Annotated in this window: 14 protein-coding genes; 6 read left to right on the top strand and 8 right to left on the bottom strand. The window is 40.9% G+C overall.

All coding sequences use genetic code 11. The features are described from left to right. Nucleotides 1-107: 107 nt before the first annotated feature. Together BUA53_RS01265 and BUA53_RS01260 are read right to left on the bottom strand one after the other, a co-directional pair. Entirely contained in the window at nucleotides 108-605 is a 498-nt protein-coding gene (locus tag BUA53_RS01265; RefSeq protein WP_072833420.1) for a deoxycytidylate deaminase, read from the bottom strand. Between the two features lie 115 nt (nucleotides 606-720). Next, nucleotides 721-1,857, bottom strand: a complete 1,137-nt coding sequence (locus BUA53_RS01260) for a hypothetical protein (protein WP_139256301.1) — start codon at nucleotides 1,855-1,857, stop codon at nucleotides 721-723. Between the two features lie 183 nt (nucleotides 1,858-2,040). On the opposite strand from BUA53_RS01260, the gene BUA53_RS01255 reads away from it, so the two are divergent. Further along, on the top strand, nucleotides 2,041-2,532 hold the full coding sequence (locus BUA53_RS01255) for a DUF6252 domain-containing protein (protein WP_072833418.1): 492 nt from the start codon (nucleotides 2,041-2,043) through the stop codon (nucleotides 2,530-2,532). A gap of 106 nt (nucleotides 2,533-2,638) precedes the next feature. On the opposite strand, the gene BUA53_RS01250 is transcribed toward BUA53_RS01255, so the two are convergent. Then, nucleotides 2,639-3,226 (bottom strand): c-type cytochrome, encoded by a 588-nt coding sequence (locus BUA53_RS01250; RefSeq protein ID WP_072833417.1) that lies wholly within the window; start codon nucleotides 3,224-3,226, stop codon nucleotides 2,639-2,641. Between the two features lie 337 nt (nucleotides 3,227-3,563). Further along, entirely contained in the window at nucleotides 3,564-4,112 is a 549-nt protein-coding gene (locus BUA53_RS01245; RefSeq protein ID WP_072833416.1) for a hypothetical protein, read from the bottom strand. A gap of 180 nt (nucleotides 4,113-4,292) precedes the next feature. On the opposite strand from BUA53_RS01245, the gene BUA53_RS01240 reads away from it, so the two are divergent. Both BUA53_RS01240 and BUA53_RS01235 read left to right on the top strand, forming a co-directional pair. Beyond that, nucleotides 4,293-4,664: a hypothetical protein gene (locus BUA53_RS01240; protein ID WP_072833415.1), complete on the top strand. Its 372-nt coding sequence runs from the start codon at nucleotides 4,293-4,295 to the stop codon at nucleotides 4,662-4,664. Continuing rightward, nucleotides 4,651-5,280, top strand: coding sequence for a hypothetical protein (locus tag BUA53_RS01235; RefSeq protein WP_072833414.1), 630 nt, complete (start codon nucleotides 4,651-4,653; stop codon nucleotides 5,278-5,280). Before BUA53_RS01240 ends, BUA53_RS01235 begins: the two co-directional genes overlap by 14 nt. A 188-nt stretch (nucleotides 5,281-5,468) precedes the next feature. Here BUA53_RS01235 and BUA53_RS01230 read toward each other — a convergent pair whose 3' ends face one another. After that, entirely contained in the window at nucleotides 5,469-5,963 is a 495-nt protein-coding gene (locus BUA53_RS01230; protein ID WP_072833413.1) for a CinA family protein, read from the bottom strand. A 238-nt stretch (nucleotides 5,964-6,201) separates the two neighbouring features. Then, nucleotides 6,202-7,512 carry a hypothetical protein gene (locus BUA53_RS01225; RefSeq protein ID WP_072833412.1) on the bottom strand — a complete coding sequence of 437 codons (1,311 nt, stop codon included), beginning with the start codon at nucleotides 7,510-7,512 and terminating at the stop codon, nucleotides 6,202-6,204. 366 nt (nucleotides 7,513-7,878) lie between these two features. On the opposite strand from BUA53_RS01225, the gene BUA53_RS01215 reads away from it, so the two are divergent. Then, nucleotides 7,879-8,403 (top strand): GAF domain-containing protein, encoded by a 525-nt coding sequence (locus tag BUA53_RS01215; protein WP_072833410.1) that lies wholly within the window; start codon nucleotides 7,879-7,881, stop codon nucleotides 8,401-8,403. Between the two features lie 239 nt (nucleotides 8,404-8,642). On the opposite strand, the gene BUA53_RS01210 is transcribed toward BUA53_RS01215, so the two are convergent. Next, nucleotides 8,643-9,227 (bottom strand): Tudor-knot domain-containing protein, encoded by a 585-nt coding sequence (locus BUA53_RS01210; protein WP_072833409.1) that lies wholly within the window; start codon nucleotides 9,225-9,227, stop codon nucleotides 8,643-8,645. 207 nt (nucleotides 9,228-9,434) lie between these two features. Further along, nucleotides 9,435-10,763 carry an adenosylhomocysteinase gene (gene ahcY, locus BUA53_RS01205; RefSeq protein WP_072833408.1) on the bottom strand — a complete coding sequence of 443 codons (1,329 nt, stop codon included), beginning with the start codon at nucleotides 10,761-10,763 and terminating at the stop codon, nucleotides 9,435-9,437. A gap of 116 nt (nucleotides 10,764-10,879) precedes the next feature. On the opposite strand from ahcY, the gene BUA53_RS01200 reads away from it, so the two are divergent. Further along, nucleotides 10,880-11,368, top strand: coding sequence for an Lrp/AsnC family transcriptional regulator (locus tag BUA53_RS01200; RefSeq protein ID WP_072833407.1), 489 nt, complete (start codon nucleotides 10,880-10,882; stop codon nucleotides 11,366-11,368). Nucleotides 11,369-11,459: 91 nt separating this feature from the next. After that, nucleotides 11,460-12,188, top strand: a complete 729-nt coding sequence (locus BUA53_RS01195; protein WP_072833406.1) for an SIMPL domain-containing protein — start codon at nucleotides 11,460-11,462, stop codon at nucleotides 12,186-12,188. Nucleotide 12,189 lies beyond the last annotated feature (1 nt).

Below are 12,189 nucleotides of genomic sequence, written 5' to 3'. Positions count from 1 at the left end.
GCATTTCATCTACAGCTAAGCCTATTATGAACCATTGTTGTTAACAGGCCTAAGCTATTTATTGCTTTACTTAATAATTGAAATCGGAAGAGAAGCTTCTGGAAATATCACACATCCTTTTCGTCAAATGATAACTGGATATGTCCCCGCTTTGCTTCCACTTTGCGGTAGGAAACTTTTGCAGTATCCAGCATACGCTTACTGGCAATGGAAACATGGGTACCATCGTATTTATCACTTAAGAATATCACTTCCTTGATTCCTGATTGTATGATGGCCTTACTGCATTCATTGCAGGGAAACAAAGCTGTATAGATACGGCAACCTGTCAGGTCCATACCGATATTATTAAGGATGGCGTTAAGTTCCGCATGGCATACATAGGGGTACTTGGTCTGCAGGAAGTCTCCCGTTTTCTCCCAGGGGAAGTCTTCATCGCTGCATCCCATGGGCAGGCCGTTATATCCTGCTCCCACGATCTTGTTCTGGCTGTTCACAATGCAGGCACCCACTTGTGTGGAAGGATCCTTGCTGCGCAATCCACTTAATAAGGCAACACCCATGAAATATTCGTCCCAGCTTATGTAATCGGTTCTTCCGGCCATAATTCAAATATCAATAGAGGATGAAGATATTATAAAATGAAAATGGGCTGACAGGTTAATTGCTTAAAGTTCACCCGGATATCGGGCCACCAGGAAATCAATACAGAAATATTTCTTATTCCGGGAATTTGATCTTTACGTTAGGATGTATATATTTTTTGAGGATCTTATAAGGGATGACAGACCATTCCGGTTCATCACAACTCCTGGCATAACGTGCAAAATAAGCCCCCAGGTATAATCCTTTCGGTGTAAAGTACCAGTTTGGAATACTCCAAACCTCAGGATTCGAATAATCACACTCATCTTCACTAATCGTAGTTTTCATTTTACCAGGGTATAATTTATTCAGTACGGCTATCAGTTTTGGAGCAAATACCGAGTCCCGGTAATTAAACCAGGCAATGGTGTTAGCCGCTGGCCTGGCTCTTTTGCCAAACCATAATATATCTTCCAGTTCCAGCAAAGTGCCTGTATGAAGATCAAAGTTGTATCCTGTGGAACCAAAATCAGGGTGTGCCCCTCCGCAATAGAAGCTGGATACCAGGTTTATACTCAGAAGATCATTGTTCATAAAAACATGATCGATCTGCAAATCGTATTGGCTCTCACCTATGGGGGAAGTGCAGGATAAGGCTGCATTGCTTTCAATAACGTGCATAGCTTCCAGTTCACGATTTATTTTATTGATCCTTGCATCCATGGTCTTTTTCCTGAGCCTGAATAAACTAATGCCTGAGTATTTTTCATGATACCAGTCCAGGAAGAAATTACGCTTACGTGTAGTAGAATCTTTAATAAATCCCAAAGCTGCAGTTCGAACGTAATCAAGAGGGTTTGATCTTATTGGTTTCATTCCGGGATGTCCGGCATAAGGGTTTTTGATACCATTAGCTATCAGAGGTTGTAATTGCACTGGTAAAATTCTTTTATTGCTGATCCATATCCCGGAATAACCATCCTTAACTTTACTTAATTCAAATTTTTCCGAGCTGCTATCGAATCGTTCGTCAACATTGTTATAACACACAACCGTGATCAGACCTTTATTGTTTATTGTGCCGTTCAGTTCTATATCCCTTCTTTGATGTTCATAAAAATATCTAATGTAGATAGCACTATCCAGGTCATAGGTTATATACATCACAATAGGGTGAGTTCCTAAATTACCTTTCAATAATTGGGAATCCTGGGCATTCATTACCAGGCAAAAGCAGATACAATATAACAGGACCGTAATTTTTATTTTCATGGTTACCATGCAATGATAATTGTTTATAACACAGTATCAAATTCGGGAACTATCACAATGTTCGCTATTGGCATAACCCGGTACTTCTACGTATTTCTGTAAATCATCAGTATTGCTTAAATAGAAGTAGACTGTGTTGATGATTTTTGCGCTACAATTAACCATTTAAAAATCAAAATGAGTATGAGATCAAGAATTCTTTCCAGTGCTTTACTGGCGCTTATTGTAGTATTTTCTGCCTGTAAAAAAGACAAAGATTCAACCGACCCAATAGTTAACCCAACCAGTGCAGCGCTTACTGCCAAAGTGGATGGTGTTAATTTTCAATCCAAAGAAGCCGGCGCAGTTTCCAGCATCGATTCACACAGTTTTTTTCTTTCAGCAACTGATGCACAGGATAATAGTATATCCCTTACCGGGCCAGCAGCAGTAGGTACCTACACGGGTGCAACCAATGATGAAACCTCTGGTATTTATATCAATAAGGATGGGGCATTGTGGATGTCTTCTATGGGTGATGGAACTGTTACAATAACGATAACCAAGTATGATGTGAGTTCCAAAAAAATGTCAGGAACTTTTTCCTTTACTGCCCCGGCTGCAGGTTCCAACGCGACAGGTACCAAAACTGTTACCAATGGCAGTTTTACAGATGTGACTTTTGTAGTGCAATAATATGGCCTGGATTAGCCTGTCTTTCGATAAGTTTACTCATAATAAATAAACCCACTAGTCTGCATGCACCTGCATGGAAGACCTGTGGGTTTATAATTGTAATTTCTTATTTAGCCGCGGGTGGTAAAGGTTGCGGTACTATATTCTTAACGGGGTTGGTAGTTTGCAGATAGGCGAAAATGGCCTTCAATTCTTCGTCTGTTAAATTCCTGTACATCTGCCATGGCATAGGTGGCAGAAGGTTCCTGGAACCGGGAAGGCCTTTATATTTTCCTTCTTTAATGGCGAGCATAAACTGTGCTTCGGTCCAGTTGCCAATGCCTGTTGCATCAGAGGTCAGGTTGGCTGTATACGAAGTCCCCCATGGCCCCACCCAGGTTGTAAGATCGTTGGTTACCACCAGCCCTTTTTGCTGCATTTCCTTTTTGTTCACATTGGGTTCGGGAGACCCTGCTATATGTCCTGATAGCATGCGCGAGCTGTCAATGACCATACCTTCAGCGGTCATTTTTTTGGGACTGTGGCAATCATGACAGGCACTGACAATTACCAGGTGGCGACCCCATTCTACCTGTGATTCAAAACCATTAAAGGTAGATTCGCCAGCTACAAGGGTCTTGGGTTCATTACTGTTGCACTGCACCTGCAGTAAAGCAATACTGACCAGGCATAATAAAAGGTTAGACTTTCTCATAACGAAAAGTATTGTTGGTTAACTAATAACATGGAAATCCAGGGAGCGGTAGCTGTTGTATTCGGGGTCAGATGGATTCCAGGAGGGAAGGCGGAAGTTTACTACAGGTTATGGGGTTGTTCCTCGCAGGGCAAATGATCATATATTTTGGAAAGATCAAATATTTCGATTTATTCCTGCCTTTACTTTTCTTAATGATAGGGCGTAAAACTGTAAAGAATGCTAGCAAATCTTATGACTGATTTAAGTTACAAATTCTTTTGTAGAAAAAAAATAGCATTAACCTATACCATTAAAAAAGCCCCTAATGGGGCTTTGCTATATAACTAATTTTAATCTATTTAACGGGCAGTTTGAATTCGCATTCTGTGAACAGGGTATAATCATCATATAATTGTCCCGTGGATACATCCTGTTTGTAAAAGGCCCCTTCAATGGTGCCTGTCATCTCAGTTGCTGTTTTGGTAGCTATAATGATCTTTAAAGGTTTCACAGTGGGATAGTGAATACCTGCGCCCCATACAATGGTATTACTGTTAGGGTTGTATACACCAGCGGCTGTGTAATCATAACCGGAATAGTCTTCCGTATAAGTACCGGGTACTATGCTCACTCCATTGGAAAAATTAATGGAAACCCCAAGGCCTTCCATATTGGATGCGCTGACAGGTTTTGGATTGGCCATAAGTGAAAGCTGGAGCCCTGCACCTGAAGAGGTATAGTCAGTGATCATTGCCATCGCATTTGAGGAGTACGTAAAAGCCACACCGTCTTTCTTTCCTTTAATATAGTAACCACCATTACTGGTAGAATCATCTTTTTTACAGCTTGTAAAAACAGAGGCTAATACGAAAAAGAACAGGGTGCCATAAAGCAGTTGTTTCATAAAATAGGGGTTATTTGTTGAAGTATCTAAAATACAAAACAAGCGGAGATAGCCAAAGCAATGCAATGGTTTTGATCACTCCGCTAAGTGAAAATTCTTAGTCGTGTAAATTAAACTTACAATATTGTTGAATCGCCTTTTATTATTTTTAATTCCTTATATCTTGTGCGCTTTCCGTACATGAAAAGGATAAAATATTTTAAAACGATTGACTTCATCTTACACACTATCGTTCCTGTTATACTGGGCTGCATCATTTATATAACCGGGGATGCCCATGTGCTTCCCATGTTACTGCAAAACCATTTGGCAGATGGATTGTGGGCATATGCATTTCTTTCATGCATACTTATTATCTGGGACAGGAAATCCAACCTGACCTGGATAGTGCTCACCATTGTTATTTCCATCCTGTTTGAATTATTTCAATACTGGCACCTGGTCGCCGGCACGGGAGACCTTGGGGATGTAGTTGTTTATTTACTGTTTTTTCTACTGGCATTACAAATCAACCAAAACCCTTTTTATACTGATTATTATGAAAGATTTTAAAAAGAAACTGCTTTCCGTTTGCACCTTAGTTGTTTTTATTTCACTGGCGCTAGGCTCAGCGGTGAACAAGATCCATATGGGAGCCTTCAACGCTGGTAACAAGGTGGAAGACAAAACAGATAAAAGAAATTACCTTGAAAAAAATGACGGCACCAGGATTTATGGTGAAAAGGTAAAATGGCAGTCCGGCTTATTGGCAAAGGATAAAATATCGATCGACAAACAGGATTTTAAAATTTCAGATATTAGAGGATACCGCTACAATGATCTGTTTTATGGTAGGTTGAAAAATGAATACATCAAAAGGATTGTGCATGGAAAGTTGAATGTGTATATAAAGTATACAAATGTTTCATCAACCACTACAGACAGAGGAGGTTTTACAAGAACGCGATCGTATGTAAGAACTGACCATTATACACAGAAAGGGGATGATGGTATTATGACTGCTATGGCTGGACAAAAGGATATTAAAAAAGCAGTGAGCGATTGTCCCCGGGCTGTTAGTATGATAGATCTCAGTAATAGGCAGATCAGGAAAGCTATAAAAAAAGACCCTAATTACCTGAACAGTGTTTTTGATGTGTACAATAATGACTGTAGGCCGGTCAACTAATTTCAATAGTTACAAGAAGTATTGTTGTTCTATATTGTTTAAGCTGTTTGGTGGTTGAGAAATATTTCACCCTACCAAACGGCTATTTACTCAATGATCTTGGTCTTTTTTCACAGCGCAGCTAAGTTTACATATGTCCTGGGCATTTTGAGTTGATAATTTTTCCTCAATCTATTTGTCAACTCATTTTACAGTATTTTGATTGCTTTAAGACAGGTTAAAAACTCTCTTAGCAGTTCTTCTGTAAAATAAAGTTGGGCAGGAAACCCTTCTTTTGCCTCCGTGGTTATTTTCCCTGCATGGATGATCTCTCCTTCAAAGGCAATAGCATAATAAGCAAATAGTGAATTGATATTCTTTTCAGGCATGGTAGCAGCATAACCAACTATGCCTATACCATAGTTGCTGGTGAAGAGGTTGCAAACATTACTCGCAAGGTCCCTTGCCACTTTTTCAGAAACAGAGTCATTTGCAATGGCATGCAGAGGTTCTACCAGGAGATGACGGCATTTCTGGCCCACATTGTAAGCAGTAATACCTCCCTGGAAGAAATTTGAGGCATCTGGTATATTACTAAATGCGCATTGTAGCAGGCCGCTTGTAACACTTTCTGCAGTGGCAACCGATTGTTCCTTGCCCTTTAATTGGTCGCCTATGGTAATCAGTAGATTTTTATCAAACATATGAATGTGGAATGCAATGTTGGTGCCAAGTGATAATCGTATTTAGGACATTTTGGAGGCTTCATTTAACGGATAGTGTAGGAGGCACTATTGAAAAAATATGGGCAAATGAATGACATTGTATGGCTTAGTGGTGTGGGTTATTTGTAGTATAATAAAATATCCCAGGTTGAAACCCGGGATATTAGTAAGGTAAATAGAGATGCAGATCGTAGTTTGAGTAAAGCAATTATCCTGGCTATTCATTCCTGATATAAGAAAACCTGGCATTGAGGGCAGCCGTTTTGTGCTCAGTAACATTTAGCACTGTTTTCTGGAAATGCAGGGTGCCGGAAATAGTTCCTGATACCAGTTCACCAATATTTCCCCAGGTATCAATAGTGACTGTTCCACTTCCAAATTTGGGCATTGCAGAATCTTCTTCATAATATTCTGTATGCCATTCATACGGGTATGTAGTGACAGAACAGGCTACCAGGTTTTTCTCTCCAAATGCATAACTTCCTTTTCCATGAAATCCTTCACCCATTTCCAACACCAGGCTGGGAATTTTATCCCCCGTAATTACTTTTGACATCATAAAAACGTATAAGGTACCTGCTGATGTGGATGCGGTAACGGTACCGTCCAGATCTTTAAAGCTTTGTCCATTACAGCTAAATTCAAAGGATACTTCCTTTTGCACATTCATGTGAGACACTACTGTAATGCTGCCTTTTCCTGTATTGATGTCGGCACTCACGGCTACAGGGTTGCTGGCAGGTATATCTGCAGGTGCATGATATTGTTTTTCATTGGCGCTGCTTCCGCTCAGCCATCCGTTACTGTTTGCCTGCCTGCTTTGTTGTCCATTAACCAGCCAGTTGCTTACTTTATCTGCAGCAAGTAATTGTGGTTGTCCCAATACGTGCAACAATTCCTCTAAATTATTCGGATCAGGATCTTCGCTGTAAGGCAACTTCATAACCTGTAGTAATGCAGTTTGATTAACCAGTAGGGTTTTTTGTTCGGGCGTCATTTTGAAGGTGGCGTAAAAGGACCACCTGCTGAAATGTTTAATAGAGGCTGAAACTGTTTGTGCAGTTTTATTTACCAAAAGGTTACCAGCGCCCCTCCATACATTTTGATTGTTCTGATATCCAAATTCGAGGAGTTCCGGTGCTGTGCCTGCCAGTTCTTCATTGTTATAATGTAGGGTAACTATAACGGGCTTTGCAAACTGTTGTCCATTAGGAAGAAAATCATATGAAAAGCCAATGCCCAACGGCGTAGTGTTTTCAATAGGCTGGATGGAAATGGAAGTACTGGAACTTAAAGCACCTGCAGGTATGGCCAGGGTAATCCTTCCATCAGGAGTGGTAATTGAACCACCGGCTGTTCCAATCTCTTTTGTTTGTGCATTGCCCACCGGACTTCCAATAGCTGTAGGAAATGGGGTTACAGTTTCAGCTGTTGGTTGTGTTACAGCGCTTTCCTTTTTACAGGCATTCAGTAAGCAAAGTGATATAAGAAAGGTAGCTGATAAAAACAGGTTTAATTTTCGTTGCATTATTGTGTTCTTTTTGTGGTAAGGAAATTTTGTACACTTAGTTTGAATAGTTACTGTCTTTATAATTTCTATAGAAAAGCCCAACCTTACGGGGTTGAGCTTCCTTGAATTAAAGACTGCTGCTATTCGTTTTAGTTACTGCAACGAAACTATTACATGCTCCTTTTTCCTGCCTCAGGAGTTTGAATGAATTGGTATAATAAAAACATGAATTGTTTTAAAATGTATTTGCTATGCAAAGCAAACAATATGAGTTCTAAGGTATTCAGTTGAAATTTTATTATGAAATTTACCACTGTTGAGTACATCCTTACTTTGCAAATGCCTTTCATTTAAAAACGATCTTTTTCCCTATATTTATACTGTATGTTTTCTTCGATTTATAGATCTGCATATAATGAAGCTCTAAAGATGTTTGATAATGGAGTGTGTAAGGTTGACATATTGAGTTTCCTGGCTTCCGCTGCAGAAACAGCAGCAGGTTATGACGCAGTTGTTTCCATTCTTTTATTGGATGAAGAGGGTCTGCTTAGAAATGGTGCTTCACCAAAGCTACCACAGGATTACCTGCAGGCTATAGACGGACTCAAACCCCATCCCAATGTTGGCACCTGCGCTGCTGCCGCTGCTACGGGTAAGGTAGTGATCACACCCAGCTTCTATGCGGATAATAAATGGGCTGAACTTCGTCATCTTCCTACATCTTTAGGGTTTGTAGGTGCATGGAGCATGCCTATTATAACAGGAGGTAACAAGGTATTGGGAACATTTGGCACCTATTACCGCGATCATAAGCAACCTTCGGCTGAAGAAATGGAAGGCGTGCAATTGCTGGCTTCGGCTGCAGCTATGGTTATATCTAAATCTATGGCTGCTGAACATTCCATCTGAAGCATACAAACCGGGAAATCATTTGAAAAAATGTTGCTTAGCTATAATAGCTTGTGATTAACAGCCTATGCAGGTAAAATGTAAACACAATTTTTGGAGTTACACAATTTGCCTTAACTGAGTATAAAGACATTAAGTACAGTCATTCCAATGGCAAAATCTATAAAAACTACGGCTGGTGTTTCCTCAAAGCCGTAATAGAATTAATAATAAGTTTTAAAAAGCCTTTTAGTTAGCGGCTATTTTTTCTGCAGGTAAGCGTATATGTAATTTTTATTGATTTGGCCCAGCACTGGTACATTACCGTTAAAATCTATAACAATGGTGGGAGGATCCTTTGGATTGTTAGGATTCTTCAAACGATAGATGCCTGTAAAACCTTTTATAGGTCCGCTGGTAAAATTAATTACCCCTGTCGACCGGTTGTAATTATAATCTCCTGCATGTTTGTTAATGCTATAGGAGGTGGTACTATTCAGTATCAAGGTATATTGATAGGAAAAGCCAGCGCCGTTGCTTTGAAAGGCATGGTATTTTGCTACGGGCAGATCCACCGGTTCGCTTAAGGTGGCAGCCTTCACAGGTGTCGCAGGCTTTGCCACAGCGCCGGGTGTTCTCAACCGGTCAGCCTTTACCCATTCATCCCAGGAGGAACTGTAACCATCGTAGCTCACCTTATATTGATTACTCTTAGTATCAATTACGCTCCCCTTATACCAGCCGGAGCCCCACTTGATCTCAACCTTTGAGCCCTTGGAATAGTTTTGACAAAATGCAAAGAGAGGTAACAGGAAAAGTAAACAGGCGGCAAGAATAGTTTTCATTCCTGCAATTATAAAACATATGGATCAATAAAACAATCCATTGGGCCTGCATAGTGAGCATGATAATTTTACTAGAATAATTGCAAATTCTGTTTAATGGAAACAGTCTATAGTCCATTAAGATTTAATTCCCAGGAATTCCAAAATATAAAAACCCCTGCACTCGCAAGGGTTTTTACTTTTTACTTTTGATTTTTGACTTATTTCTTAGTACCTGTAATGTTCCGGTTTAAATGGACCATTCTGAGGTATTCCTAAGTATTCAGCCTGTGCAGGTGTAAGTTCATCCAGTTCCACACCGATCTTGGCCAGGTGCAAACGGGCAACCTTCTCATCCAAATGTTTTGGAAGCACATATACCTTGTTCTCATAGGCATCCCCGTTTGTCCAGAGCTCTATCTGGGCGAGGGTTTGGTTAGAGAAAGAATTACTCATCACAAAGCTTGGGTGGCCTGTAGCACAACCAAGGTTCACCAGGCGGCCTTCAGCTAACAAGATGATATCTTTTCCATCTATATTATAAATATCTACCTGTGGCTTAACGGTGTCTTTGGTATGACCATAATTTTCATTTAACCAGGCAACATCTATCTCGATATCAAAGTGACCAATATTACAAACAATGGCTTTGTCCTTCATCAGTTTGAAATGCTCACCTGTGATCAGGTCGCGGCAACCGGAAGCGGTAACGATGATGTCAGCTTCTTTAACGGCATTGATCATTTTCTTTACTTCAAATCCGTCCATAGCTGCCTGCAGGGCACAGATAGGATCAATCTCGGTAACGATAACACGGCAGCCGGCACCCTTCAGGGATGCAGCAGAACCTTTACCTACATCACCGTAAGAACCTACAACAGCAACCTTGCCTGCCATCATTACATCAGTTGCGCGGCGGATAGCATCAACAAGTGATTCCTTACAACCGTATTTATTATCGAACTTCGACTTGGTAACAGAATCATTAACATTAATAGCCGGAACAGGCAATGTGCCTTTGGCCATTCTTTCATATAAACGGTGAACACCGGTAGTAGTTTCTTCAGAGATACCTTTTATATGCTGTATCAACTCAGGATATTTATCCAGCACCATGTTAGTGAGGTCGCCACCATCATCAAGGATCATGTTCAGCGGACGGTCGGCAGCACCAAAGAACAGTGTCTGCTCGATGCACCAGTCAGCTTCTTCAATGCTTTGTCCTTTCCATGCAAATACACCAATACCAGCAGCGGCGATGGCTGCAGCGGCATGATCCTGCGTAGAGAAGATATTACAGGAACTCCACTTCACTTCTGCACCCAATGCAACCAGTGTTTCTATCAACACAGCTGTCTGTATGGTCATATGCAGGCAACCTGCTATGCGGGCGCCCTTTAATGGCTGTGATGGGCCGTATTCCTCACGGATGGCCATCAGTCCAGGCATTTCAGCTTCTGCAAGCCTGATTTCCTTGCGACCCCAGTCTGCAAGACCCATATCCTTCACCTTGTTGGGAAGGGAGAAATTAATGTTTGATTTTGCTATCGTAGACATATGCTTTATTTAAGTTGCCAAAGGTAAACAGATAGAATAAAATTCTTTCACAATTAAAATAATTGGGAAAAAAGAATAGAATTGGACAGTTTTGTAGGATAAACGCCTTTTCAAGCATGCCAAAACGCTCCTCAAAAGAAGAATCAACTACACTGGATAAAACCGACCTGGAGATACTGCAGCTATTGCAACACAACGCCCGTATCACCATCAAGGAAATTGCAGAGAAAGTGCACCTCAGCACAACGCCTGTTCATGAAAGGATCCGGCGAATGGAGGAGCGCGGAGTGATCAGGCAATACGTAACACTTTTAGATGGTGCCAAAGTAAAGAAGGGACTGATGGTAATCTGCTATATTTCCCTGAGGCAGCACAGCAAGATGGCTGGAAATAAATTCATAAAATCAATACAGGAGATGAATGAAGTTATAGAATGCCTTACTATCTCCGGCGAGTTTGACTTTATGTTGAAAGTGGTGGCAGAAAATATGGACGCTTATTATGACTTTCACGTGAACCGACTAAGCCAGATCGAGAACATTGGTAATGTGCAAAGCGTTTTTGTGATGGGCGTTATCAAACAAACACACCAACTGGTGTGGTAAGCCTCGCTGTACTACAAAATGTTAAACAAGGACTTGTTGGCGCACCAGTTTTTATTATTTCGTAAATTGTTCCAACTCATTACTATCTCTTATGCGTTATATTGGTTTTCTTATCGTCGCTATTGCTGTTATTATTTGTACCCTGCTTGCCGCGGCTACACTGAAGTATAAGTTTCGTTCCGGTGAAACCATTACTGTTACCGGGCTTGCTGAAAAAGATTTTGTTTCTGACCAGATCGTATGGAAAGGAACATTTACACGTTCTGGCTCAGATCTGAAAAGCGCCTATGCGCAACTGAAAGCCGATGAGAGTGAAATCAAAAACTATTTAAACAATGCCGGCATTGCCGATAGTTCCATCTTATTCAGCTCGGTGGATATGCAAAGGAACTATGAAACCATCTTTGATAATAATGGCCGCAGCATTGGCACCCGATTCAGTGGCTATAACCTTACCGGAACTGTAACCGTTGACTCGCGTAATATACCCATCGTGGAAAAGCTTTCAAGAGAGATAACAGGTCTGCTTCAGAAGGGCATCGAATTAAACTCTACTCCGCCTGCTTATTATTACTCAGGTTTAAATGAGTTAAAGATCGATTTGCTGGCCAGGGCAGCCGCGGATGCCAGGCAAAGAGCTGAAAGCATTGCGAAAAATTCAGAAGCCAGCCTGGGAAGGGTGAAGAAGGCCAACATGGGCGTTTTCCAGATCACTGGTAAAAATTCCAATGAAGATTACAGCTATGGAGGCGTATTTAATACTTCAGCAAAGGAAAAGACGGCTTCCATAACATTGAAATGCGATTACCAGGTAAATTAAA

Origin of the sequence: Flavisolibacter ginsengisoli DSM 18119 (genome assembly GCF_900129295.1) — a bacterium.
Lineage (GTDB): Bacteria > Bacteroidota > Bacteroidia > Chitinophagales > Chitinophagaceae > Flavisolibacter > Flavisolibacter ginsengisoli.
The sequence above is the reverse complement of the archived record's forward strand: the minus strand, read 5'-3'. Positions and strand labels throughout refer to the sequence as shown.

Bases quoted from the DNA above. Each gene is read 5' to 3' on its own strand.
- BUA53_RS01245 (WP_072833416.1), bottom strand. From the start codon at position 4,112: ATGAAACAACTGCTTTATGGCACCCTGTTCTTTTTCGTATTAGCCTCT.
- BUA53_RS01215 (WP_072833410.1), top strand. From the start codon at position 7,879: ATGTTTTCTTCGATTTATAGATCTGCATATAATGAAGCTCTAAAGATG.
- BUA53_RS01200 (WP_072833407.1), top strand. From the start codon at position 10,880: ATGCCAAAACGCTCCTCAAAAGAAGAATCAACTACACTGGATAAAACC.
- BUA53_RS01235 (WP_072833414.1), top strand. From the start codon at position 4,651: ATGAAAGATTTTAAAAAGAAACTGCTTTCCGTTTGCACCTTAGTTGTT.
- BUA53_RS01210 (WP_072833409.1), bottom strand. From the start codon at position 9,227: ATGAAAACTATTCTTGCCGCCTGTTTACTTTTCCTGTTACCTCTCTTT.
- BUA53_RS01255 (WP_072833418.1), top strand. From the start codon at position 2,041: ATGAGATCAAGAATTCTTTCCAGTGCTTTACTGGCGCTTATTGTAGTA.
- ahcY (WP_072833408.1), bottom strand. From the start codon at position 10,763: ATGTCTACGATAGCAAAATCAAACATTAATTTCTCCCTTCCCAACAAG.
- BUA53_RS01265 (WP_072833420.1), bottom strand. From the start codon at position 605: ATGGCCGGAAGAACCGATTACATAAGCTGGGACGAATATTTCATGGGT.
- BUA53_RS01250 (WP_072833417.1), bottom strand. From the start codon at position 3,226: ATGAGAAAGTCTAACCTTTTATTATGCCTGGTCAGTATTGCTTTACTG.
- BUA53_RS01260 (WP_139256301.1), bottom strand. From the start codon at position 1,857: ATGAAAATAAAAATTACGGTCCTGTTATATTGTATCTGCTTTTGCCTG.
- BUA53_RS01240 (WP_072833415.1), top strand. From the start codon at position 4,293: ATGAAAAGGATAAAATATTTTAAAACGATTGACTTCATCTTACACACT.
- BUA53_RS01225 (WP_072833412.1), bottom strand. From the start codon at position 7,512: ATGCAACGAAAATTAAACCTGTTTTTATCAGCTACCTTTCTTATATCA.
- BUA53_RS01230 (WP_072833413.1), bottom strand. From the start codon at position 5,963: ATGTTTGATAAAAATCTACTGATTACCATAGGCGACCAATTAAAGGGC.
- BUA53_RS01195 (WP_072833406.1), top strand. From the start codon at position 11,460: ATGCGTTATATTGGTTTTCTTATCGTCGCTATTGCTGTTATTATTTGT.